The organism is Psychrobacter okhotskensis (genome assembly GCF_013248965.1).
GTDB lineage: Bacteria > Pseudomonadota > Gammaproteobacteria > Pseudomonadales > Moraxellaceae > Psychrobacter > Psychrobacter okhotskensis.
The window spans coordinates 243,784-269,661 of record NZ_JABRVQ010000001.1; the positions used below are offsets into that span (position 1 = coordinate 243,784).

19 protein-coding genes are annotated in these 25,878 nt (G+C 43.4%); 13 read left to right on the forward strand and 6 right to left on the reverse strand.

The window, feature by feature from the left end:
- Nucleotides 1–36: 36 nt before the first annotated feature.
- The 4 genes from HQR03_RS01030 to gmk form a co-directional block, all read right to left on the reverse strand.
- Nucleotides 37–417, reverse strand: coding sequence for a RidA family protein (locus HQR03_RS01030; protein ID WP_173238840.1), 381 nt, complete (start codon nt 415–417; stop codon nt 37–39).
- Between the two features lie 176 nt (nt 418–593).
- A complete protein-coding gene (locus tag HQR03_RS01035; protein WP_173238841.1) occupies nt 594–2,780 on the reverse strand; it encodes a RelA/SpoT family protein in 2,187 nt (728 codons plus the stop codon).
- Between the two features lie 474 nt (nt 2,781–3,254).
- A complete protein-coding gene (gene rpoZ, locus HQR03_RS01040; RefSeq protein ID WP_025652441.1) occupies nt 3,255–3,515 on the reverse strand; it encodes a DNA-directed RNA polymerase subunit omega in 261 nt (86 codons plus the stop codon).
- 220 nt (nt 3,516–3,735) lie between these two features.
- Complete coding sequence (gmk, locus tag HQR03_RS01045) at nt 3,736–4,362, reverse strand: guanylate kinase (RefSeq protein ID WP_025652442.1); 627 nt, start codon at nt 4,360–4,362, stop codon at nt 3,736–3,738.
- Between the two features lie 349 nt (nt 4,363–4,711).
- Between gmk and ispH the strand changes: the two genes are divergently transcribed.
- From ispH to HQR03_RS01105, 12 genes are all read left to right on the forward strand, one after another.
- Entirely contained in the window at nt 4,712–5,668 is a 957-nt protein-coding gene (gene ispH / locus HQR03_RS01050) for a 4-hydroxy-3-methylbut-2-enyl diphosphate reductase (protein ID WP_025652443.1), read from the forward strand.
- Between the two features lies 1 nt (nt 5,669).
- Entirely contained in the window at nt 5,670–5,915 is a 246-nt protein-coding gene (locus HQR03_RS01055; protein WP_025652444.1) for a hypothetical protein, read from the forward strand.
- A gap of 149 nt (nt 5,916–6,064) precedes the next feature.
- Complete coding sequence (locus tag HQR03_RS01060) at nt 6,065–6,880, forward strand: thioesterase family protein (RefSeq protein WP_173238842.1); 816 nt, start codon at nt 6,065–6,067, stop codon at nt 6,878–6,880.
- 474 nt (nt 6,881–7,354) lie between these two features.
- On the forward strand, nt 7,355–8,887 hold the full coding sequence (locus HQR03_RS01065) for a catalase (RefSeq protein WP_217271508.1): 1,533 nt from the start codon (nt 7,355–7,357) through the stop codon (nt 8,885–8,887).
- Nucleotides 8,888–9,163: 276 nt separating this feature from the next.
- The gene (gene htpG / locus HQR03_RS01070) at nt 9,164–11,173 is read left to right on the forward strand and encodes a molecular chaperone HtpG (protein ID WP_025652448.1); all 2,010 of its coding nucleotides are present in this window, start codon (nt 9,164–9,166) and stop codon (nt 11,171–11,173) included.
- A 347-nt stretch (nt 11,174–11,520) separates the two neighbouring features.
- Nucleotides 11,521–13,002: a C13 family peptidase gene (locus HQR03_RS01075; protein ID WP_173238843.1), complete on the forward strand. Its 1,482-nt coding sequence runs from the start codon at nt 11,521–11,523 to the stop codon at nt 13,000–13,002.
- A gap of 103 nt (nt 13,003–13,105) precedes the next feature.
- Nucleotides 13,106–13,996 (forward strand): S-formylglutathione hydrolase, encoded by an 891-nt coding sequence (fghA, locus tag HQR03_RS01080; protein ID WP_025652450.1) that lies wholly within the window; start codon nt 13,106–13,108, stop codon nt 13,994–13,996.
- A 145-nt stretch (nt 13,997–14,141) separates the two neighbouring features.
- Nucleotides 14,142–14,495 carry a TIGR03643 family protein gene (locus HQR03_RS14320; RefSeq protein ID WP_173238893.1) on the forward strand — a complete coding sequence of 118 codons (354 nt, stop codon included), beginning with the start codon at nt 14,142–14,144 and terminating at the stop codon, nt 14,493–14,495.
- Between the two features lie 125 nt (nt 14,496–14,620).
- Nucleotides 14,621–15,310 (forward strand): ribulose-phosphate 3-epimerase, encoded by a 690-nt coding sequence (rpe, locus tag HQR03_RS01090; protein WP_025652452.1) that lies wholly within the window; start codon nt 14,621–14,623, stop codon nt 15,308–15,310.
- A gap of 105 nt (nt 15,311–15,415) precedes the next feature.
- Complete coding sequence (locus HQR03_RS01095) at nt 15,416–15,751, forward strand: hypothetical protein (protein ID WP_101212403.1); 336 nt, start codon at nt 15,416–15,418, stop codon at nt 15,749–15,751.
- A gap of 133 nt (nt 15,752–15,884) precedes the next feature.
- A complete protein-coding gene (locus HQR03_RS01100) occupies nt 15,885–16,196 on the forward strand; it encodes a hypothetical protein (RefSeq protein ID WP_010201409.1) in 312 nt (103 codons plus the stop codon).
- Nucleotides 16,197–16,389: 193 nt separating this feature from the next.
- Nucleotides 16,390–16,701: a hypothetical protein gene (locus tag HQR03_RS01105; protein WP_010201404.1), complete on the forward strand. Its 312-nt coding sequence runs from the start codon at nt 16,390–16,392 to the stop codon at nt 16,699–16,701.
- A 167-nt stretch (nt 16,702–16,868) separates the two neighbouring features.
- On the opposite strand, the gene rpmG is transcribed toward HQR03_RS01105, so the two are convergent.
- Both rpmG and rpmB read right to left on the reverse strand, forming a co-directional pair.
- Complete coding sequence (rpmG, locus tag HQR03_RS01110; RefSeq protein ID WP_010201403.1) at nt 16,869–17,024, reverse strand: 50S ribosomal protein L33; 156 nt, start codon at nt 17,022–17,024, stop codon at nt 16,869–16,871.
- Nucleotides 17,025–17,158: 134 nt separating this feature from the next.
- Nucleotides 17,159–17,395: a 50S ribosomal protein L28 gene (gene rpmB / locus HQR03_RS01115; protein WP_149488796.1), complete on the reverse strand. Its 237-nt coding sequence runs from the start codon at nt 17,393–17,395 to the stop codon at nt 17,159–17,161.
- A gap of 485 nt (nt 17,396–17,880) precedes the next feature.
- On the opposite strand from rpmB, the gene HQR03_RS01120 reads away from it, so the two are divergent.
- Nucleotides 17,881–25,707 (forward strand): hypothetical protein, encoded by a 7,827-nt coding sequence (locus HQR03_RS01120; protein ID WP_173238844.1) that lies wholly within the window; start codon nt 17,881–17,883, stop codon nt 25,705–25,707.
- Nucleotides 25,708–25,878: the final 171 nt, after the last annotated feature.

The window sequence follows — 25,878 nt, forward strand, 5'->3', positions numbered from 1 at the left end:
GCATTCACTTAAGCATTCAGTGTAATAACTTCCGTATTATTCAATGTATAGTATAGACTCAATTTCAACCACACCGCCTTTAGGTAGTGCGGCTACTTGTACCGCTGCACGGGCAGGGTATGGCTTGCTTAAGTTGGCAATGAATACCTCGTTTAAGGTGGCAAAGTCATTCAAATCAGTCAAAGATACATTGAATTTAACCACGTCATTTAGACTGCCACCCGCGGCTTCACAAATGGCTTTAATGTTTTCAAACACTTGCTCAGCCTGTGCTCTAAAACCCTCGCGCAGTTTCATGGTTTCAGGATCAAAACCAAGCTGACCTGAGATATAGACGGTGTTACCGACCTTTACTGCTTGTGAGTAAGTACCAACAGCGGCAGGAGCTTTATCTGTTTGAATGGTTTGACGACTCATATTATATCCTTAACGTATTTTTTTCGTTTGATTGATTGGATTTACTGACTAAAAACGAAGTAGCAAAGTTTATCATTGTGTTGGTTTTTTCTAAAAATTAAGGCTAACTCTATAAGGGTTTAGTGCTTCTTCAATCAGCAAAAAAGTTAGGTATTAAGCATTAATAGCGCTTATAGCTATAGCTGATAAAGTCGCATAATATTAGGAAATCCCAATAGTGAGCGCAGCTCGCGAATGCCTTGTGCTAAGTGATTGCGACTACGCACCACAATATGGATGATGGTGTCAGTATGGCGCACATCGACCGTTTCGACCCCCATATTTAACTGGCGCAGATGGTAGATAACCTCGCTAATTTGTTCGTCGCTGAGGGCAAGAGACAGCTTTAAATAAGCCGAAAAACGGACTTTGCTAGCGTGCTCACCGGACTCATTTTGTTTGATGGCCTTATCATTGCGCCAGCGCAGCTGTATCACTTGGTAAGGGTTGTCCTTACGAATATCATCGAGCGAAAAGCATTTATGGCGATGTACCACCAAGCCATGACGCGATAAATGGCCAACGATAGGGTCGCCATAGATCGGATGACAGCAATTGGCAAAATCAAGCTCAACCCCTGAGGCGTTGACGATCAATTGCTGCGGTTGCGCCGTATCATCGCTGTGTTCTTTGGCCTGCAAGTCACTGACTTCATCGCTAAATAGCCGCGTGACTACCAGCTGAGGCAATAGCGTACCCGAGCTGATCTGCTCAAATAGCGCACTTTTTTCTGCCAGACCGCGCCATTCTGTCAAGTTTTTCCAGTCGCTATCGGTTAAATCATCGAGACTTTTTTGATAGGTTTTTAGCGCGCGATCCAAGGCTTGTTGACCGTGGTGCTGCTTATCAGCTGCAGATAAATCTTTAAACCAGCGTAAAATCTCTTCACGAGCTTTATTGGTTACCACAAATCCTAACCATTCGGCTTTTGGTTCCGAGTGGCTATTCACTTCTATCTCGACCAATTGACCGTTTTTGACCACCGTACCCAGCTTGGCCTTTTTACCATCGATATTGGCACCAACGGCGACATTGCCGACCATAGGTCCAACAGCGTAGGCAAAGTCAAGCGCTGTGGCTCCTTGCGGTAGCTCATAAGCACGACCTTTTGGGCTATAACAGATGATTTTGCTTGAATGCAAATAATCCATCAGCTCATTAATCGTCGAGACCGCAGCGGTAAAGTCAGGGCTGTGTTGATTAAGGCTGTCCTCATCCACCAAGTCCTTCATATTGCGCAGCGATGCTTGAATGACTGATTGGCTGACATCGGAGGCGTGTTCTGCGCCAATGACGCCCAGCCTTGCCGCATTTTGCATCTGTTTGGTCAAGATAGTGACTTTTACAAAGTCGTTATCGCGCTCATAAATAAGGGTCAGTGATTGGTTGCCACCTGGTAATGGACGCCGAATATTGTCAGCGATATGGCCGTCATCGATCTGATATTTTTTGATTAGGTAATAAGCAAGCTTGTCACATTCTTCGATACTATCGAGCACAATCTCAAAAGCGTAGTGACGGAGCAGGGCATTAATCTCACCGCGATTGCGGAAAAACTGCCGATATATCACCACACGATTGTCTAATACTTTCACGAGGCCATTGAGCCCTAGATTATTTAAGACAATAGTCAGATAGCTATGAATGGCTTCTCTTTGGAAGTTTCGTCCCAGCCCATGTTGCAGTAGCTTATCCGAAATCTTGTTATACATCCCAGAATCAAGATTTCGATAACATAGCACCTCGATATAATCGGCAATGTCATTGAGACCCATCAGACGGGCAAATGGCACATAAAAATCTAATGTCTCTTGCGCCGTGGTGCGCTGTTTTTCGGGGCGTACCGCATCCAGCGTCGACATATTGTGTAAGCGGTCGGCCAGCTTAATAATGAGCACTCGTGGATCAGCAAGGGTAGCCGTCAGGATTTTATGAAAGGTAGCAGCTTTATTCTGTTGCTTATTATGGGACGAGGATTTTAGTTTGGTGACCCCATCGACCAGCCTCGCCACGACTTTGCCATAACGCTGCTCAATTTGCTCATCACTGACCTCGGTATCTTCGACCGTATCATGTAAAATCGCCGCAATAATTGTATCTCGATCTAAGCGAAAGCCCGCCAATATCTCAGCGACCGCCATCGGATGAGTAATATATGGCTCCCCTGATTTACGCTTGTCTTTAATGTGCGCAATATCGCCGAACTCACAAGCATCAATAATGTCACGGCGTTCAGCAGCAGTCAGATAGCCAACTGAACGGAGCAAATTATATTGAGCATCATCGACTAGGTGATGACTGAGTTTGGGGAGGGTTTGACTCATAAAGTGACGATCCTATTTTCCATTATCTATCATTGATTGAGCGCTGTTAAGGTAAATGGTGACTGAATGAATACTAATCTATCGTTAAAAAAATAATATCGGTGCATGGATATATGGATATAAATGCAACCGCATGCAAGCTGTACTAGCGTATCGTTCACAAGGTTGATACTGTCACGCTTTTAAATTGCAGCGACCATATCATAAAAGAAAACGATCATTGTAAAAGAGCGCGATAATTATAATAGAGAGCAGTAGAAAGGCTAGACCACCCTCTAATTAATCGTAAATCGCCTTCAATGTCAACTGCTAAGCACAGGTGCTAGGAAAAAATTCATAAATTCCAACCCAATGGTACGATTTCGGGTATAAATGGCATTGGTAATCGGCAAAAGAACACTTGTATAAACGAAAAACCACAGCATAAGCTGTGGTTTTATCATCGATATGCAGATGCGTTTCGAGCCGTTCTTATTAAAAGCTATGATCGCCTGACAATGCTAAGTCTAGTGAACTCGTGGCAAAGTTATGCTCTGGCTGATTTAGAATGTCGCGGGTGATTTTGCCAGCAGCAATTTCACGTAGAGCCAGTACCGTAGGCTTGTCGTTATCGACTTCAACCAACGGCTCAGCGATACCTTTGGCCAACTGACGGGCGCGCTTACTTGCGACCAAAACCAGCTCAAAGCGATTATCAACATTATCCAAACAATCTTCAATCGTCACTCGTGCCATAAATACCTACCTCGGTTGTTTTTATCAGTCACGGGCATGGCCCGCCACTCAATAAAAATAATATCAAAAATATAAAGGGGAATAGCTAGACATTGTAGCATTTTTTGCCTAGGTAGGTGGTTGCTTTTTATGTCTGCTGCTACTTATATCGAAGGCGACGCGCACAATGCTCAGATAAGAGGGCAGATAGTGCGATTTTAGCCTTCACCTATTTTTCCGGTTACTCTTCTACTTTGGGATTGAGTAAGTTGGTAATGGTGCGATGATAACGCTGCTGTTGACGTTTTAAGGTCTGTCTATCGGCGACGATAATGGCCTTTAGCTCAGTCAAGGCGACTTCGAAATTGTCATTAATAATGACAAAATCAAAATTCACGTATTGCGCCATCTCTGTTACCGCGCCCGCTAGGCGTTGCTCTATGACTTCCAGGGTATCTTGCGCGCGAGTCGATAAGCGCTGGCGTAAAGTAGCAATACTTGGCGGCAGAATAAAAACCATCGTCGCATCGGTAAATATTTTTTTGACTTGTAGCGCCCCTTGCCAGTCAATCTCCAAAATCACATCGACACCGGCGTCTAACTGCGCACGCACGCTTTGTTCTGAGGTGCCATAATAATTACCAAACACTTCGGCGTGTTCCAAAAATTTATTGTCACCGATAGCAGCCACAAATGTATCAACATCAGTAAAATGATAATGATGACCATCAATTTCACCGGGACGCGGGGCGCGAGTCGTGTGCGACACACTGACGGTCAAGTCATTGGTGGTGGCAAGTAGCTGCTTTACCAATGAAGTTTTGCCCGTGCCGGAGGCGGCGGTAATAATAAATAATGAACCTGTCATACAATATTTCCTAATGGAGTGCGTCCTGATGGAGTACGTCTTAGTAAAGTGTGTGTTAGTAAACCGCCAAAGCGTCAAAGGCTGGTAAAAATATAAAATGCCATCATGTAAGGTTAGAGAAACCGTAACCGCTGTATAATTATAAACTGCTTTTGGTACTTTTATTTTTTAAAGACCAACCGTTATTTTTTAAAGATCAACTGTGTCTATTACGACTGCGACGGTGGTATTTTAAAAGGCAATAAAAGCAAATTATGCTAAAGTAGGGTATTGAATGCATCCCAACTTTTGAACGTTAAACTTTTGACGTTAAGCTATAAATACAAATTATCTAATGATAGGCCATCTTATGCAAATTTATCTTGCCAATCCACGTGGATTTTGTGCTGGTGTTGATCGTGCGATTGCGATTGTCAACGAAGCGTTGATACGCTTTGAGCCCCCTATTTATGTCCGTCATGAAGTCGTCCATAATAAATTTGTGGTCTCGGATTTGGCCAATCGCGGTGCCGTATTTGTCGAAGAGCTACATGAAGTGCCGGATGGAGCCATTGTCATTTTCTCGGCGCATGGGGTCTCAAAAGCGGTCGAAGATGAGGCGACGCGTCGTGACCTGACCGTCTTTGATGCCACTTGCCCGCTCGTTACCAAAGTACATATCGAAGTCGCTAAATTTGCCCAAGATGGCATGGATGCGGTATTGATCGGCCATGCAGGTCATCCTGAAGTAGAGGGAACGATGGGACGCTTTAATCGTCGCCATGGTGGGGAGATTCATCTGGTCGAAAATGAAGCCGATGTCGCAAAGCTAACTGTGCAGGATGGCGAACGTTTGGCATTCGTGACCCAAACGACCTTATCGATGGATGATACAGCTCGCGTCATCGATGCCTTGCGTGACAAGTTCCCTAGTATCGAAGGGCCGCGTAAAGACGATATCTGTTACGCCACCCAAAACCGCCAAGATGCGGTCAAAGACTTGGCCAGTCGCTGCGAGATAGTATTGGTCGTTGGTTCACCAAACTCATCGAACTCCAATCGCTTGCGTGAATTGGCAGAGCGGATGAACTGCCGTGCTTACTTGATAGACAATGCTAGCGAAATGGATAACAGCTGGTTCGACGGTATCGACAGTGTGGGTGTCACCGCAGGGGCTTCAGCGCCAGAAGTATTGATTCAAGAAGTGTTGCAGCAGCTACAGGATTGGGGTGGTGATTTGCCGAGTGAGCTATCAGGGATCGAAGAAAACGTTACTTTCAGCTTGCCCAAAGCGTTACGTATTCCGGTCACACAAGTGGGTAAATAACATGAAAAAACAGAAAAATAAATTTGTACTGGCAGAAGCCTCTGTTGAAGACATTAATAAGCAATTGAAAATCAACATGCTGGTCATTGTGGTACTGATATCGATGTTGGTTCTCAACACCGCGCAATTTATGAAGGATTATAGTTTGTTATATGCTGTTCTCATTGCCATCATGGCTTTTTTCCTCTTTATAATGGCTAAGAGTCGCACGCTGCTTACTATGAGAAAGCAAGCGCTTACTAAATAAACAAGAAAAGTAGGCGAAGTCTAAAAATTACCAGCGGCTGTTTAACACGCTCTGGTAAAGCGTATTTTTTATATAACCATAACCACTTCTCACGGCAGTCAAAAGCGCTGGATGAATGAGAGGGATTCGATTGAAAATCAAGGATATCCATGTCAGCTTATTACAACTTTATTAAACGCGAGCAGCAAGACGATGGTGTGGTAGTCGCCTATTACCAACCAACAAAGAACGTCCAAGGCGCTTGGAATGAGCATGAGCAACATATGGCACCAGCCACAGGAATACTGACCGCTGAGCTCAGTAAATATGCCCCGCAAGCAAATACGCGTATTGCTCGTATTAGCCTTGACATCTTGGGACTGATACCCTTTGATGACTTTACCATTACCACTCGTTGTATTCGTCCGGGTAAAACTATTGAGCTGGTTGAGGCGGTCATGAGTAGTGGCGGTCGTGATGCAATTATTGCACGTGCATGGCGATTGATGACGCAAGATACCAGCGAGATTGCAGGGCTAGAGGATCAAAAAGCGCAGTATCAACCTGAAGAGTTAGCGGACTGGGATGGGATGAAAGGTTGGCCAGGTGGTTTTATTGAAACAGTGCGCTTAGTCACTGATGCCGATCGCCGTGCTGGTCGTGGTATGGTCTGGATCACCAATGATGTTGAAATGGTAGCAGGTGAGCCAACAGATGATTTGGTGCATTTATTGGGTATGGTCGACACTGCGAATGGTGTAGTACCACGGCTTGGCCTTGGCCTCACAACGTTGGAATGGATGTTTCCCAATACAGATTTGCAGATTCATATGCATCGCTCACCGCAGGGTCGTTGGCTTGGCATTGAAGCTGTACAACAGTATGGCGCTGACGGAATAGGGCTTACCAGTGCCGTATTACACGATATACATGGGCCTTTTGGTCGTAGCGAGCAGATTTTGACAATTCGTCCCATGCCTCGTTAATTGCTAAGCAGTATGTAAATAACTAGGGCGCGTCCTCAATTCAAGCGATTGTATCTAAATGGGCTAAATCTTGCCGAACATCGTCAAATAGCTGATTAATATCTCGATATTATTTGCGCTATTTTCCTCATTTGACTGCAATTTATCTCATTTTTATGACCATTTGTAAAATGAGGACACGCCCTAGCTTTTAATCAAAGTTACCCAAAGAAGTAAAGCAATTTAAATCGGTCAAAACAAGCCAGATTGTTCTGAAAAACAAAACCAAAGCATGTAATTAATTAATTATACAAATAAATGGTAATCGGTTGTAATAGCATTCAATAACAGAATCTGACCACCAATTAGACATTACCTATGAAAAAAACAATCCGTTTTTCGAACACGCTGACAACTATTCTGGAACTGTTGCTTGAGGCTTATTCAGAATAGATTTTGTACTTTAATGCATTTAACTTTCAAAGGAGTATCACTATGAGCAATGACATGAGCGCTAAAAAATGTCCTTACGCACCGACCCAATTGACCATGGGCAATGGCGCACCAGTTGCTGACAACCAAAACAGTCTTACCGCCGGCAAGCGTGGACCACTATTGGCACAAGATATTTGGCTAAATGAAAAATTGGGTAACTTTGTCCGTGAAGTGATTCCAGAGCGCCGTATGCATGCCAAAGGCTCCGGCGCATTTGGGACCTTTACCGTCACTAATGACATTACCAAATATACCCGCGCTGATATTTTTAGCGAAGTCGGTAAGCAAACGGAGATGTTTGCGCGCTTTAGTACGGTGGCAGGCGAGCGCGGTGCGGCTGATGCCGAGCGTGATATTCGCGGATTTGCGTTGAAGTTCTATACCGAAGAGGGCAACTGGGACATGGTCGGCAACAATACGCCAGTGTTCTTTTTACGTGATCCTCGCAAGTTTCCAGATTTAAACAAAGCCGTTAAACGCGACCCACGTACCAATATGCGTTCGGCGACCAATAACTGGGATTTTTGGACTTTACTGCCAGAGGCATTTCATCAGGTTACTATCGTGATGAGTGATCGCGGTCTGCCCGCATCGTATCGACACATGCATGGTTTTGGCTCGCATACCTACAGCTTTTGGAATACAGCCAATGAGCGTTTTTGGGTAAAATTCCATTTCCGCACGCAACAAGGCATTAAAAACTTGACCGATGCAGAAGCGGCGGATGTCGTCGGTATGGATCGTGAAAGCCATCAAAAAGATCTGTACGATGCCATCGAAAATGGTGACTTCCCGAAGTGGAAAATGTATGTGCAAATCATGCCAGAAGCTGAGGCTGACACTGTCCCTTATCACCCGTTTGACTTGACCAAGGTCTGGCCAAAAGGCGACTATCCGCTGATCGAAGTGGGCGAGTTTGAATTAAACAAAAACTCTGACAACTACTTTGTCGATGTGGAGCAAGCCGCATTTGCGCCAAGTAACCTAGTACCAGGTATTAGCGTCTCACCAGATAAAATGCTACAAAATCGTTTGATTAACTACGCTGATGCACAGCGTTATCGTGTTGGGGTCAATCATCAGCAGATTCCGGTGAATAAGCCACGTTGCCCTGTGATGAGCAATCATCGTGATGGTCAAGGACGCGTCGATGATAACTACGGCAGTCGTCCGCACTATGAGCCAAACAGCTTTAGCCAGTGGCAAGAGCAGCCTGACTATGCTGAGCCACCATTAAAGATTGATGGCGATGCCGCGCATTATGATTTCCGCGAAGACGACAGCGATTATTTCAGCCAACCTAGAGCGCTGTTTAATTTGATGAGCGCTGAGCAGCAACAAGTACTGTTTGAAAATACTGCTGGCAACCTATCAGGTGTGCCTGACTTTATTCAGTATCGCCATATTCGCAACTGCAACTGGTGTGACCCCGCTTATGGTGAAGGCGTCGCCAAGGCACTAGGCCTAACGGTCGAGGACGCAATGGCAGCGCGCGCGACTGATCCTGCCCGTGATTTACCTAGTTGCTTATAATTATTCAGACGGTTATTAATGATTTAGACAGTTATTAACCTTGATATTCTAAGTATTATGCCAATAGATTGCTGATACAAAAACACCGCTTTAGGAAACTAGGGCGGTGTTTTTGTTGAATTGAACTTTTTAGCTTGAAATTTTCCGCTGCGCCCCTATTAGTATAAACAGCTTAGCGGTATCCAAATCGTGCTTTTCTCATATTCATTTGAGCAAAAATGGTTTGACTGCTGCTATTTTACAATAAGTTTTTGACATAAATTAAAGGAGTTTTTTATGAGTGAACAGACCCAAGCGGCTAATAAAAATGCTGATGACATCAACGTTAATAAAAGCAGCCCTGAACTAAAAAAACATACTTTTGAAGCAGAAGTGGCGCAGTTGCTACATTTAGTGACGCATTCTCTGTATTCTAATGCCGATATTTTTGTCCGTGAGTTGGTCTCAAACGCCTCCGATGCTTGCGATAAGCTTCGCTTTGAAGCCACCAATGATGACAGTTTGTACGAAGACGATGGCGAGCTACGTATTCGCATTGCTGTTGATGAAGACGCCAAAACCATTACCTTTACCGATAATGGTATCGGTATGAATGAAGCGGATGCCATCGAAAACTTAGGAACGATTGCCAAATCAGGTACCAAAGCATTCTTAGACAAGCTGTCTGAATCGCAAAAGCAAGAAGGTCAATTGATTGGTCAATTTGGCGTTGGTTTCTATTCAGGCTTTATCGTGGCAGATACGATTAGCGTAGAATCACGTAAAGCAGGCGAGCCTACTGATCAAGGCGTACGCTGGGTATCAGATGGTACGGGCAGCTTTACCGTTGAGCCGATCAATAAAGCGACGCGCGGCACTGCCATTACTTTGCATTTAAAAGAGCAATATAGTGAGGGCGAAGACAATTATCTAGATCGCGGTAAAATCAAGCGTTTGGTGAATAAATACTCAGACCACATCAGCTTGCCGATTCAAATGCGTAAAGAAGTTTGGCAAGAAGATGTAAAAGAAGAAGGCGACGCTGATGAACAAGCCTCTGCTGGCGGCGAGATGGTGTTGACTGACGAATGGGAAACCATTAATAAGGCCAGCGCGCTGTGGACACGCTCAAGCTCTGAGATTGAAGATGATGAGTACGTCGATTTTTATAAAAACATCTCTTATGATATGGATGCGCCACTAGCATGGACGCATAATCGTGTCGAAGGCCGCGTGCAGTATACGCAGCTATTATATATCCCAAAAAAAGCGCCGGTAGATTTATACACGCGCGAGCAGCAACATGGGCTTAAGCTGTACGTCAAACGCGTCTTTATCATGGACGAGGCAGAGCAGCTGCTACCAATGTATCTGCGCTTTGTCAAAGGGGTGATTGATTCAGCTGACTTGCCATTGAACGTCAGCCGCGAGCTATTGCAAGAATCGCGTGATGTGAAGTCTATCCGTGATGGTAATGCGCGCCGTATTTTGACCTTGCTAGCTAGCCTTGCTAATAGCGAAGACAGTGATAAGCAAGAGAAGTTCGCGCAGTTCTACGCTGAGTTTGGTGATGTCATCAAAGAAGGACTGGGCGAAGATATGGGCAATCAGGAACGCATTGCCAAATTGCTACGTTATGCGACCAGCACCCAAGACAGTGTGACCACCAGCTTTGAAGACTATAAAGCGCGTATGAAAGATGGGCAAAAGGCCATCTATTATATAACGGCTGACAACTTGGCGGCGGCAAAGAACAGCCCACAACTTGAGCTATTTAAGAAAAAAGGCATCGAAGTTATCTTGATGACCAGCCGTGTCGATGAATGGGCGATGAACTTCTTGACCTCATTTGATGAGACCCCGCTACAAAACATCGCCAAAGGTGCGGTTGATTTGGGCGACTTGCAGGACGAAGCTGAAAAGGCTGAAGCTGAGAAAGCGCAAGAGACCATGAAGCCTGTGGTTGATAAGCTAAAAGCAGCATTAGGCGAGCGTGCTAAAGACGTGAAAGTGTCTACACGCTTGGTCGATAGCCCAGCCTGCCTAGTCGTTGGTGAAGGTGAGTTGTCACCGCAAATGATTCAAATGCTCCAGCAAATGGGTCAAGATGTGCCAGCGAGTAAGCCGACGCTCGAGGTCAACCCTGATCATCCATTGATTAAAAAGTTAGAGAGTAGCGAGCAGTCTGACATCGATTTTGACAAGCTGGCGCAAGTGATTTTTGACCAAGCATTGTTAGCAGATGGCGGTCAATTAGACGATCCCGCTGCTTATCTAAAACGCGTCAATGAGCTATTGATGAGATAATGTTTAGTTGTTGATATAAAAGGAGGTCTTGCATGCAAGGTCTCCTTTTTTTTATGCTATTTCTGCCTTGATTTAAGCGATTTTTTACAAATCAGCCTTATCCTCTTAACCGACAATCCGTTACAATCGCGATAGATTAGCAAGCTAGACTATTGAGTATAGAACATTGATTCTAGACCATTGGTTTACGCTATTCGCTTCTTATAATTATTCTATAGTGAGTCAAATATAAAATAGATTTGTGTCAGCCGCGTAAAAATGCAATTGAATACTATGAAACGGCTGCTGCATCAAAAATTTATTATTGGCTCGCTTTATTTCTTTCGACTGGCTAGAGGTCTAAGTCTTTGTCACTTGCGTCGCTAAAAACCGTATCGCTTCAGCGCTTTTCACTTAATTTCGCTGCCAATATTATTGCAACCTTATGGATGCTGGTGGGGTCAACACGGGCGTTTTCTTGGGTTAAGCCCACCTTTATTCAGTTTGCGGTATTCGCGCTATTGGCACTTGGTAGTAACGTGCTTTTTTCGTGGCTGGCTGCCGAAAGTGGCAGTATTTTTAATGAGCAAGGTTTGGTCAGTTATTTAATCTGGCCGATGATTATCTTATTGAGTGGTATCATTTTGGCTAGGCGCGCGGGCAATCAAGCGCTGGTTTTTGTGCCGGTGGTGCTATGGTTGGTTGCTGACACCTTGTCGGCATTGTTACAAAGTCTGGTGCAGTTTTTTGGCAGTTATGGTTGGCTGCCGGACTGGAGTTATTCATTTTTACCCATTCTGTTTTTAGTACTGTTCTTATGGCAGACGCTTGCCTTATTGTGGATTTTTTCTCGTCGCCTGCGCACGCCATGGTGGGAGCGTATTATTGTGCTGGTAGGCGCAGTGGCGCTATTGACGATTTGGCAGCGCAATGTCGCTGATCAGCCCATATTTAAGCAAATTCCCGTAGAGCCTGTGTTGGCAGAAGCCGCATTGTACGAGCAACCAAGGCTGTTACAACAAGCGCTAGACGGTATTGATCCAAGTGTCGATGGCAAAACCGACTGGTATTTTATGGGTGTGGCGGGCTTTTCTGATCAAAACGTTTTTCGCTCTGAGATTAATAAAGTACGTGAGCTGTTCGATGTGCGCTTTGGTACCAGCGGTCATTCGCTTGCCCTTATTAACAATATGTATAGTTGGCTCGATGAACCGATTGCGACCAAGACCAGTATCCTACGCGGCTTAAAAAGAATTGGTCAGCAGATGAATGCCGATGAAGACGTGTTATTTCTCACGCTATCCTCACATGGTAACGAGGATATCGTTCAGTTAGCGAATCCGCCAATCGCGATGGATAACTTAGATGCTGCCTGGTTACGTGAAGCGCTAGATGCTTCAGGCATTCGCTGGCGTGTCATCGTCGTATCAGCGTGTTACTCAGGTTCATTTATCGATGAATTGGCGTCTCCAACGACGGTAGTGATTACTGCCTCAGCGGCTGATAAAGCTTCGTTTGGCTGCACCAATACCGCAGAGATGACTTATTTTGGGCAAGCCTTTTTTGCTGAAAGCCTACGTGAAAATACCAGCTTCGAATCTGCTTTCAAAGATGCTCGTTTGCGGGTGACTGAGCGCGAAAGTGTGATGGGTTTTGAGCCATCAGAGCCGCAGATGGTGATTGGTAGCTTAATGGAGACGGCACTACCTGCATTTGAGCAAGTATTGTTTGATCAAACCCGTCCGCCAATTGCCAGCATTACCAATAATACTGGCGCTACCGCCGTAAATATCATACCTGATGATACTGCTTCGAGCATAAGAATAGATGCTACCAGTGATATTGATTAAATATTTAAGTGTTATATGACTGATTATCAATGCGCTTTTTGCTTTATAAAGCATTTTTCACAAGCCATTGTTTATTTTACCTTGGATAAAAAGGACGTTAATGATGAATAATACTTATAATAAAAGCTTGTCTGCTAATAGCCAGCTCACGCAACAGAGTGTGAACCGCTGCTTTGATGGCGAGCAACATTACTATAGTCATGAGTCGACAGCGACTAAGACACCAATGACGTTCAGTATTTATCTACCAGATGAGGCGCTGGCAGGGCGGTTATGTCCTGCGGTTTTATATCTATCGGGTTTGACCTGTAATGCCGATAACGTCACCCATAAAGCGCATTTTCAACAAAAATGTAGCGAGCTTGGCATGATATTTATCGCGCCAGATACCTCTCCTAGAACTAGTGAGGGCAGTGAAGTGCCGAACGATGAGCGCTATTTTGTTGGTCAGGGCGCGAGCTACTATGTGGATGCCACCCAGCAGCCTTGGTCAGACAACTTTAATATGCAAAGCTACATCGTCGATGAGCTATACGATTTGCTACGCTCAGAATTTCCTATTCATAGCGTTGGCATTACTGGACACTCGATGGGTGGTCATGGGGCATTACTTTTAGGTTTTAAATTCCCGAGCAAGTTTGTCAGCGTCTCCGCCTTATCGCCTGTCTGTGCTGCCAGTGAGTCAGCATGGGGGCAAGCCGCCTATACTGAGTATTTCGGTGAGGACCACTCACTATGGTCGCAAGCAGATGCATCGCAGATGATCGAAAAGGTCGGCCAGCAGTATGCCAGCATCTTGGTTGACCAAGGCGCTGCGGATAATTTCTTGGCAGAAGGTCAGTTGCAAACAGCCAAACTTCAAGACGCTTGTATAAAAGCCAAGCAGCCTTTAACATTGCGTTATCAGGCAGGTCATGACCATAGTTATTATTTTATTCAGAGTGTTATCAACGACCATATCGAACATCATTGGCGCATGGCACAACTTAGCTAAGCGTTTATATTGAACTCTTTTCAATAAGCCGCTCAACACGCGCTAATGTTTAAAAGGTAAAATTATGGCAAGTTATCAAGATTTAACAGCACAAAGCTTAGATTCTTCCTCAGCTGAATCAGCGCTGGCGACTATGCAAGCCGAAATGGATGCGGCGCTAAAAAAGAAGCAGCATAGCAACAGTGACCCAGTCTCTAAAGCTAACTTAAATGAGTTCATCGCGAAAAATATCAATGACGCTGGTGACAGAGTGCCTGATGAGACCCAAGTCTCACGAGTTATAGAGATGGCGTGGGAGGATAGAACCCCATTTGGGGCGATCGAGCACAGCTACGGCCTTAATGAAGCGGGGGTTATTAAGCTCATGCGCCAAACGCTAAAGCCGTCGTCTTTTCGGTTATGGCGTCAGCGTGTGAGTAATCGCGCTACCAAACATCAAGCGAAACGTGAGTTTGCAGTTGGTCGCGCCTATTGTAAAACCCAATATAAACAGCGCTAGGGGTTTGAATCCTTAAGATTATTGCTTTAAAGGCTTAAGTTTTTTAACTCATTTAGATGACTATCGAGTGAGTTGAAGACACGCCCTAGTATTTCTTTATTTCAACAAAATTAGGTAGCTCAATTATGATCAGTCCTTCTAAGCCATATCTTATCGCTCCTTCCATTTTATCTGCCGACTTTGCCAGACTGGGCGAAGAAGTTGAAAGAGTATTGGAGTCAGGTGCTGACGTCATTCATTTTGATGTGATGGACAATCATTATGTCCCCAATCTGACCTTTGGCAGTATGATCTGTAAAGCGCTGCGTGATTATGGTATCGATGCACCTATCGATGTTCATCTGATGGTATCGCCGGTGGATAGCATGATTGAGCAATTCTTAGAGGCAGGTGCGAGTGTTATCACTTTTCATCCAGAAGCCAGCGCGCACATTGATCGCTCTTTGCAGCTCATCAAAGATGGCGGCGCTGAATGTGGCTTGGTATTGAATCCAGCTACACCGCTGCATTATCTAGACTATGTCATGGATAAAGTGGATCAAATCTTACTGATGAGTGTCAACCCTGGTTATGGTGGTCAGTCGTTTATTGAAGGTACTCTGGACAAGGTACGCCAAGTCCGTCAACGTATCATCACCAGTGGTCGCCCAATTAGACTAGAAGTTGATGGTGGTATCAAAGCCAGTAATATCCGAGCCATCGCTGAAGCGGGCGCTGATATGTTCGTCGCTGGTTCTGCGATATTTAACCAAGAAGACTATAAAGCGGCTATCGATGCGATGCGTGCAGAGCTTGCCTTGGCAAATGGGGAGTAACGCCCCATATAGTAAGGTATATACTATTGAATATTAGAGTTACATACTACTGATAGCCGCTGTATGACTGACTATATCAAGCGACGCGTCAGCTAAAGGTGCCATATGAATATACAAAATGCAGAACATAAAAACCAAGATTTGCAACCACGCAGCTTAGTACCCAAAAGCATTACCATTGGCTTGGCTATGTTTGCGCTTGTCTTAAGTTTGGCAGGCTATGGCTTTCGTCTCATGGTAGGTGATGATACTGGCGAAGTATTACGTCATGCTGCGGTCATCGTGCCTGCATTTATGCTGGGTATTCCGCTTTTGTTCTGGATAGGGTCACGCATATTTAACAAGGTTAAAGGCACACATATAGAAGGCTGGAATGCGATTAGCTTGGGCTATTTAACCTCTTGTATATCGATACTATGGTTGATGGGTACTTATAGTTAATTTTTTAGTCGCCAAGATGAGGTTGCTGAATAAATATAACCTTATGAATATAATGGGGCAATATTTTTTATAAGCGGTTTTTACACACTTTTTATCATTAAGTCAGGCTTTTTAAGCATGACTGGAATTTTACATGCGAATCATACCGACCAAGATTGCCAACATTATCTATCCAAAAGACTTACCAAATGGCTTATTTACCAGCTTAATTATCGCCTGTTTACTGTTAGGGCTGGCATCACTGCGTCATGGTACAGATTTTCAAGGCTGGCTGAATGTCATCGAAAACTGGCTGCTTATGCTGTTGATATTTCCGACGGCTACCGCTACCGTTGCCTTGCCGTTTAAATATCGAGATCCGACGCTCGAGTTAAAGCTCATGTATTACCTCGGCATGTTTGTGGCCTTCTTATTTACCATCGCAAAACTACGCTATTGGCGTTAACTGGTTTGCAGTGTCAGCAGACGAAAGTCGCATTTATATGTAAGACTTGCGTGACAGCCCTTGAATTCTAAGGTCAAAGCGTCCATTGTATGAGTAAGACAGTTTTACCCGCGTTACTGTAAATTGCTAGCTTTATTAAATGAATTATTAGGGTTTCTTTGCAGCGATAAACGGGTTAATAAGGATAACGTGAATGCCATACGACATTGATAATGAAATAGAAGTAGACAACGAAAGCACCGATCAATTTGCAGGATTTGCCAAAGAGACCACACTCGAGCTAGTAGAGGCGGATGATGGTCGATTGTTATTGCGTGACGCTGAACAAGATGAAGCGCCGCTGATGACCATTGATTTCTCTGAAAAACTGAAAGAACTGCTTGGCAGCGATACGCAAGCGATCGGTCAGCATATGATTCATGCAGCCATTCAAGTCATTATGCAGAAGCAGATGAGTCAATGGCATGCGCATGTCTATGACAAAGAACCAACCCATTACAGTTAATATGCATAGTTATTAATAATAGCTAGCAAGTTAGTAATGCAGTTTAACGACAGATAGTCAAAACATCAGCAATAAAAAAGGGTTTATCAATTGATAAACCCTTTTTTTGTTCAAATAATTCATTTATAAAAAGTATTTATAAAAATATATTTCATAAATAATACAAATTATTTGATTTTAGCTTCTTTAAAGATCACATGCTGGCGTACTTTTGGATCAAACTTTTTGATTTCCATTTTGCCAGGCATAGTGCGCTTGTTTTTGGTAGTGGTGTAGTAATACCCAGTACCAGCGGTCGATACTAATTTAATTTTATCTCTCATGATAGCTTTCCTGTAAATGAGGGGTCTTCAAACGATAGGTACGGATCTAAAAAACTAAGTAGCTACAATTAATGCAGCAGAATGACAGCTTAAGTAACAAAGATAATCGATGTCATTAAGCTGCCAGTCATCACTTATACTTTTTGACCTTGTGCGCGTAGATCCGCTAACACTTTGTCGATACCAAGTTTGTCAATGGTGCGCATACCTTTGGTAGACACACGTAGACGTACAAAACGATTTTCAGACTCTACCCAAAAACGATGGTTATGAAGGTTTGGTAGAAAGCGACGACGGGTTTTGTTGTTTGCGTGCGAAACATTATTACCCACCATAGGGCGCTTTCCAGTCACTTGGCAAACTCGAGACATGGCGAACTCCTAATCTATGAGGTATGAGTTTTTCTCATACCAGTCTGGGCAAGTTGCACGTATTTGCGGCATGGACACAGCAAGCGGCAGCTTTGCACCAAACAAAACTATATGAAGGTTGAGCTGATATGACTGTCATCTAAAGGCAAATAACAGGCTAACCAATTCAGAAAATTTTAAAGCCGACATTTATACCATAAAAGCGATGAATACTCAAATCTTTTTGTGATAATAGTCGACTTCAACGCCAGCCATTATACCTGAAATGAACGGGCTATGTGATTGATTATTTAACGGTAAAGAGTAATTTTTAGTTGTAAGTTATAACAAAAGTCAGTAAAGTTGCTGTTATAAAATTAATACAATCTGTTAATACAACTGGCCTTAATGTAAAACTATGTATCATTACCAATCTACTGTGATTCGGTGTGATGGTATTTTACTTATTTGCTGGAATAAATTACTGCCGATGCGGAGTTCAAAACATGTCATATAGCTCATTACCTTTTACTTCTAAATTATTTCAGCTTACTTCTTTGACTTGCGCTCTGGCACTAGCAGGTTGCGGTGGCGGCGGTGATGGTGACACGGTCGACTCTATCGCACCTGAACCCGATTTGGGTGTTCAGCAGCCTGGTAATGGTGGCGGCAATGGCAATAACGGCGGTGGTGAACAGGTACCAGAGGTTGAGCCTGATTTCTTTTTGCAAAGACTTAGTACAGCGCCTACTATTATCGAGCTGTCAAATGAGCAAACGAACTTCAGCGTTACTGTCAAAGCTGCTGAAGTAAGCTCTGGTGGAGCAATGGTTGGTAAAGCTGTGACCTTGAAAGTGGTCAATTCAGAAAATAATGGTATTACTATTGAAGGCCAGAGTACTCAGACTACTGATAGCGATGGTAATGCTGTCTATACGCTTAAGCTCAATCCGCAAGCTGTTGCTGATAAAGATGTGCTAGTAGCAGAAGGCTTCACCTTAGTAGCCACTGCCAAAAAAGCAGATGGTACTGCTATTGCACCGCAAGAGCTGAAAGTTTCAGTGAGCAAAAAAGGCAGTGGTGGTGGCACACAAGTTACCGAAAGTAAACTTGATATAGCATCTATATTAAGCACTAGTTCAGTTTCTAACAATGCCCTAAACCCTTATGGTGATAGTGCCCAATTGACCGTCATTGCTAAAAACAGCAATGGTGCCCGTGTTCAAGATGTAAAAGTTGGACTGGGTATTGATAGTATTAAAGGCATCTCTATCGTAGGTGGCAGTAGTAAAGTTACAAATTCGGATGGTATCGCAACGTTCAGCATTAAAATAGACGAAAATCTTTCGAAAGCTGAGCGCGATGCACTTCTTCAAGGTGAAGGTATTGCGTACGCTATTAGCATTCAAGAGCCAGATGGTGCTACCAAGCAAGAAACAGGCAATCTATCAATAGAGTTGCCAGTCTCTGATTATGTGCTAGATGTAAAAGGCAGCGATGTAGTGCTCAATGCCTATGGAGATGAGCAACCTCTAACTATCACAGCAACTACCAAAAACGCTAAAGTACCAACCTCTATCAATGGAGCAAAAGGTACAATCAAGCTTAATAACCCAATTACTGGGGTCAAGCTGAGTACAGAGGCCTTTGTCTTTGATGCGACTGGAAAGGTAGTTGTAAATCTCATCGTAGCACCTACGCTTACTGCAGATCAGCGTAAAGAGATTGTAGAGAAAGGCGTGAGTTATACTGTGGTTTTATCAGAGCCTAACCGCGCAGTAACGTCGGATACATATGGCAGTGAAGCATATATTCCTGAGTCTCAGTATCAAATAAAGTTTGCGACGAAAAACAAAGATAGAATCTCTAGTTTTGGTAGTGAGGCCATTATCAGCTTCCGTGTCAATGATAAAGATGGTGGCGCAATTGCCAATCAAAAAGTAACCGCCAGCTTACCTCAAGATCTAATCAAAACAGGATTATTGAATTTAGACAGTGTTGCTACTCAAGTAACCGATAGTAAAGGTATGGTTAGTTATAATGTGAGTGTGCCAGCAAGTTTGACTGCTGCACAAAGAGCAAAACTAGAAGGTATCGGTGGCTTTATCTTAGCGGCTGAGGTTACTGAGACCTCAGGAGCCAGTAGCACTATCAACAGTGAGCGTATCCAAGTCACTGCTGCAAGTGAAACGATCCTAAATGTAAAAAATATCCCTAGTGCTGTCAATATATTAAAAAATCAATTCCAAATTCAAGTGGCAGGTAAACGTCCAGATGGTAGTGCGGCAGCTGGGAAAGAAGTGAAGTTGGCTATTAGCAATGTCACAGGCGTAAGTATTCAAGGTAGCCAGCAAACTACGGATGCATCAGGTAACGTCACATTTACTGTTAACTTAAGCCAAGATCTGACAGAAACACAGCGCCAAGCTTTGGTGAAGTCTGGTATCCCTTATACGGTAACTCTGACTGATGAAGATGGTGTGGCTACTAATAAGTATAAGGCACCAGTTATCATTCCAGTGGCTGAATACAAGCTAAACTTTGGCAGCAGTAGTACTAGTAAGCTACTGAGTACAGGTGGTGTCACCACTTTAAGCTTCCGCGTTAACGATAAAAATGGCGGCGTAATTGCCAATCAAACCGTGACAGCAAGTCTACCTACGAACTTGATTCAGAAGGGCTTAATCACGCTTGAAAGTGCAGCCAACCAAGTAACTGATGCCCAAGGCAATGTGAGCTACAGGGTTCGCATTCCAGCAGGGTTATCTGCAACACAAAGAGCAGAGTTAGAAAAAGCTGGTGGGTTTGTACTAAATGCTCGTCTGGTTGAATCATCAGGTGCAAGTATCAATGTAAGTAGTAACCGTGTCCCAGTGACTGCTGATCCTAGTAGAAGTAAAACTATCCTCACGGCAAAAACCACTCCTAGCGTCGTGAACGTTTTAAAAGATCAGTTTACGATTCAAGTATCTGCCAAGCGTCCAAATGGTAGTGCTGCTGCAGGTAAATCTGTCAAGCTTGCGATTAATAATGTCAAAGGCGTTAGTATCGAAGGTGGTGAACAAACCACTAATAGCGCTGGTAATGCGGTGTTCACCGTAAATATAGACCAAGCATTGACCTTAGAGCAGCGTAAAGCGCTTGAAAAAACAGGCATTGCTTATACAGCCACATTGACTGATGACGATGGTGTTGCCACTGAAAACTACAGTGTGAAAGCATCTGTCCCTAATGCTGAGTACAAAATCAATTTTGGTAGTAGCAGCAATACACAATTATCAAGCTCAGGTGGCAGCACTGTTGTTAGCTTCCGAGTGAATGATAAAGACGGTGGCGTTATAGGCAATCAAAAAGTCACAGTGAGTCTTCCTAAGTCTTTAGTTGATGCTGGGTTATTGACCCTAGATAGCGCTACTACTCAGACAACGAATGAAAAAGGTATCGTGAGCTATACCGTTCGTATCCCTACTGGATTATCGACTGCACAAAAATCAGCATTAGAAAAAGCCAGCGGATTTTCCTTGACGGCCAACCTGATTGAGGCATCTGGAGCCAGTACTAGTACCAATAGTGCGCCTATCAGCATAAGCGATAAAATCCAGAAAAGTTTAACGGTCTTAACCTCAGAGACCACTCCTAAGGTAGTGAACGTTTTAAAAGATCAATTTACGATTCGAGTATCGGGTAAGCGCAAAGATGGTAGCGCTGCAGCTGATAAAGTTGTCAAGCTAGAGCTTAATAAAGTAGCAGGCATTACAGTTAAAGATAACGAACAGAAGACTGATGCCTCAGGTAATGCGACATTTATCGTAAATGTAAGCCAAGACTTGACCCAAGCTCAACGTGAAGCATTGGTGAAGACAGGTATTACTTATACCGCGAGTTTGACTGATAACGATGGTGTCACCACCAGTAATTATAATGCGTCTGTGGTTATCCCTGCTGCACAGTATCAAATTAATTTTGGTAGCAGTGATAAAGTTCAGTTATCAAGTTCAGGTGGTAATGCAGTCATTAGCTTCCGTGTGAATGATAAAAATGGTGGGGTTATTGCTAATCAAAGCGTCACAGCAATGCTACCAAAAGCTCTAATCGACTCTGGCTTACTGACTTTAGACAGTGCTGCGACTCAAATGACCAATGCTCAAGGTGTGGTCAGCTATAAAGTTAGTGTTCCTGCAGGTTTGACTAAATCACAGAAAGATAAGCTAGAAGCACAAAAGGGCTTTGCGTTAACTGCCAAAGCTGTTGAAGCCTCAGGTGCGAGCAGCAGTATCAGTAGTTCGGCTATAAAAATCAGTTCAGAGTTAGCCAAAAGTGATATTAAACTTACTTCGATTAGCTCTCCTAAAGTGGTGACTGTCACAGACAAGCAGTTTACTATTCAAGTATCTGCTAAAAACCCTAATGGTAATGTCGCAGTCGGCAAAAAAGTAAAGCTTGAGATCAGTAATGTGGCAGGCGTCAGCATTCAAGGTAATGAACAAACAACCAATGAAGCTGGCAACGCAGTATTTACTGTCAACCTTAGTCAAGACCTAACAGCAGCACAACGTACAGCTCTAATCAAATCAGGTATTAAATACAATGTTACTTTGACAGATGATGATGGAACAGTCGCCAAAATTGAAAATGCAGTTATTAATGTAGAACAACCAGCAACGAGTTTAGAGTTTGCCTCTATCCTTACGCCTTCTATTAGTGAACTTGGTGGTAGTGGTACTATTAGTATCAAGCTATTGGATAAAGTTAAGCAAACGCCAATGAAAGGGCAAGCAGTTGCTATTCAATTGGGTAAAGCAGCACTTGATTATGGCGTTACTGTCAACGCAGAGTCTGCGACTACTGACTTTAGTGGTGAGACGACGTTTATAGTTACTATCCCAGAAGGCTTATCAGCAAAAGAGCGTACTGAGCTTAAGAGTACAGGCATTAATTATCAGCTATCGTATGTCGAAAAAAGCGAGACTTATACCTCTGCTATAAAACAAGTAGATATACTAACTCCCTTGGTTGATTTGACTGTAATAAATCCGCCAAACCTTATCAATAATCGTCCTTTCTATACACTGAATGGCGAAGGTGATACGGTTGTAGTTAATGCGGCAATCAGTACTCGAAATACTAACGTCAGTATCGGTGGGCAGCCTATCAAGCTAGAATTTGCTAATGAAGAGTTGGCAAAGCTATTAACTGTAAATGGTAAGTTAGGATCGGCTACTAATATTGTTAGTACCAACGCTACCGGCACGGCAGGCTTTACCGTTACTGTACCGAGTAACTTAACCCCAGAGCAAAAAGCTGCTCTGAAAAACCAAAAGCTAACAGCTACTTTGACGGAAACACTGACAGATAAAAAACAAGAGATTCAGTTTAATATACAGTCAACTAAAGCCGCGATTGATTTAATAGCTATCACACCAAAAGCACTAAATCTAAATGGTGGTGAGACTCAAGTCGAGGTGATAGCCAAAGACAGTAAAGACCATATCATTGCAGGTAAACAAGTTTATTTAGCGCTCCCTGCCGCGATTGCTGCTCAAGGGGTTAGCTTAGTCACTAGTGGCACGCAAACTACAAATGATTCAGGAAAAGCTAGCTTTACGCTTGCTGTTCCAGCTGGTCTTACCGATGCGCAAAAAACAGCCATTGGTAGTAGCTTTGCAGTTGTATTCTCAGCAACCGATGAGAATAACAATATTGCCACGAAAACCAGTACTGTTAAGACAGCTACTCCTGATCTAAACGGTACACAAGAAAGTATAACAATCGGTGCAAATAAAGTCGTTAATACGAAGGGCGATACATTTAAAGTATTTGTGCGTGTAGAGAATAAAAAGGGCAGTATTGCCAATCGTGAAGTGCGTTTGAATGTTGATAATCCTATCAAAACTGGCGTGACGGTTAGTAGTAATACCGCTATGACCAATGGTGATGGTTTAGCAACCTTTGACTTAACACTTACAGATGGTGCTAACGTCAACCAAGCTATCTTAGAAGCAGGCATCAAGCTGAAAGCTACCACGACGACTGCAGAAGGTGTCGAGCTACCACAGACCTATATCGTTGCAGTAGATACTGCTACGATTGATAGTTATCAGCTCATAGCGTCCTCTGACAAGTCTACGTTGAATACTGGTGGTGATCAGACCAATGCTACTTTCCGTGTGACCGACAGCAAAGGCGGTATCTTGGCAGGAGTACCTGTACAGCTAAGTATTGAAGACTTAGAGGCAAGTGGTGCAGCGTTAACCACACCAAGTATGGTAACCACTGATGCTAATGGTCAGATCGATGTCGGCGTCATCTTAGCAGCCAACTCTATCAATTCCCGTCTGAATCATAGCGTAGTGATTAATGCTAAAATCGCGACACCGCAATACGATGCAGATGGCAATGTCAGCATGCAAGTGCGTGAAGAGAAGTCATTAAGCCTATCAGCTATCGGTACAGAAATTACTATTACAGCTACAGAGGCCAATCTAAAAGATGGCACTTCTACTACTATCACGACCACGTTGGTAGATGGTGCAGGACGTGCTATTACCAATGCTAGTATGGAACTAGTAGGCGAAGACGGTGATATTATTGCCACCAGTGCTACTGCGACTACCGATGCAGATGGTAATGCCAGTTTTAATGTCCGTGAAAGCGATTTATTCTTTGATAATAATGGTAACTTACGTGTATTTGCCCGCGCCTTGGGTGAAAATAGCATTAATACTCAGCGTAGTCTAAATAGTATTGAGCTAATCAAAGTCTCGCAGGCAGGCATTAGCTTTATAGATATTAAAGATGTCTACGATGTTAATAAAGCGCAGACTATCAATGTTCAGATCCGTCGTGATACAGCTGCACAAGCAGCAGAGCTAATCGGTAAGCAAGTTGAAGTACAAACGACACTAGGTAAGTTTACTAATGGTAGTGCTGCTAGTAACAATGTCATCGTTACTAAAACCATTGCTGCCACCGATATAAGTGGTAATGTTATTACGATACCAGTTACCTTGACATCAGAGCTTGCTGGTATTACTGCACTACAGGCAACTATACTGGGTGAAACTCAACCAAACGGTGAGCCGCGCTATCGTGCGACAGTAGACGCACGTTTCCGTGCTACGACACCTGCTAAAATGTTGTTCCAAGCGGTGAAGTCGGTCATCACTCCAGGTGGTAGTACTGAAATTGTCGCTACAGTAAAAGATAAAAATGATGTGCCAGTCGAAGGTCAAACGGTTGTATTTAGCCGTGCGTCAGACTCGTCAGCAGGACGCTTGTCTGCGGCAACGGCTATTACTGATAGTAAAGGTGAGGCGCGAGTTGTCTATCAAGCCAATGCTAGCTCACCTATTGGCGGTGTTGTAATCAACGCACGTTTATTACAAGACAATGCGAATATAGGGGTGAAGACTACGACTATCACTGTGTCAGAAGAAGCGGTCTATACGACATTGGCTTTTGCTAATACTTTATCTTCTGATGATATTTATTATACAGTACGTGGTTCTATATCTGTCATGGATGGTTCAGGACGTGCTGTACCTAATCAAGAAGTATCAATTAAGTCTTATGCCACACAATATGCTCAAGGCAGAGTCTGTTTGTTAGACAGTACAGTGACCTATCAAGCGGCTGATATTGCAGAAAAAGATGAGAATGGGAATGTGATTACTACAACACCAGATCCTAAAGTGTTCTCTGAAAAAGCGCCTATTTATTTAGAATCTAATTGGATATCAACTGAAGATCTAAACTATAACTATACGTTAGATCAAGACGAAAATATTAATCGAAATAGTCAGTTAGATGCTATTAATCCGGTCGCTATTATTGGTGGTACAGTATCAAATGACGGTTATTCATTTGTCACTGATTCAGAAGGTAGAGCCGACTTTGAGATTCGCTATCCACAGCGTTATTCAAAATGGGTTAAAGTACGTTTTGATGCATCAACCTTTGTTAATGGTAGTGAAAATACGCAAAGTATTAACTATCAACTACCGATCCTAGCGGGAGGGGTATCAGTATCTGACTCAGATATAATTACACCTTGGATTAATGGTATAAGTCCATTTGGTGATGCTGGCGCAACTTGTATAGATAGCATGAATGTTCTTATCAATGAGCAGGAGGATAGTACTAAAGTAGTCCTATCACCTTATGCACCATCACAACCAAATTATGTTGTTGCTATCAATGGAAATAGTTCAGGAACATCGTCAATAGGTTACGATAGCTTTATTGTAAACTTTGATGAAGCATTTGATTTAGGCTCTCGAATTAAAGTCAGCCGCAATGGTGTTAATTTTTCTAAAACGCTTAAGGTCGAGTAGTCAGTATCTCGTATTAATTCAAAATATATTCCTTGGTAAAAACCCCCAACCACGCGTTGGGGGTTTTTGCATTAGTATACTGAATAACCAAAAACAACCAACTCGCTCAGCAAAATATCGTAAAAGCGATTAAAATAGCTGTCTTCTTATACTGGTAATAGATTCTACAAT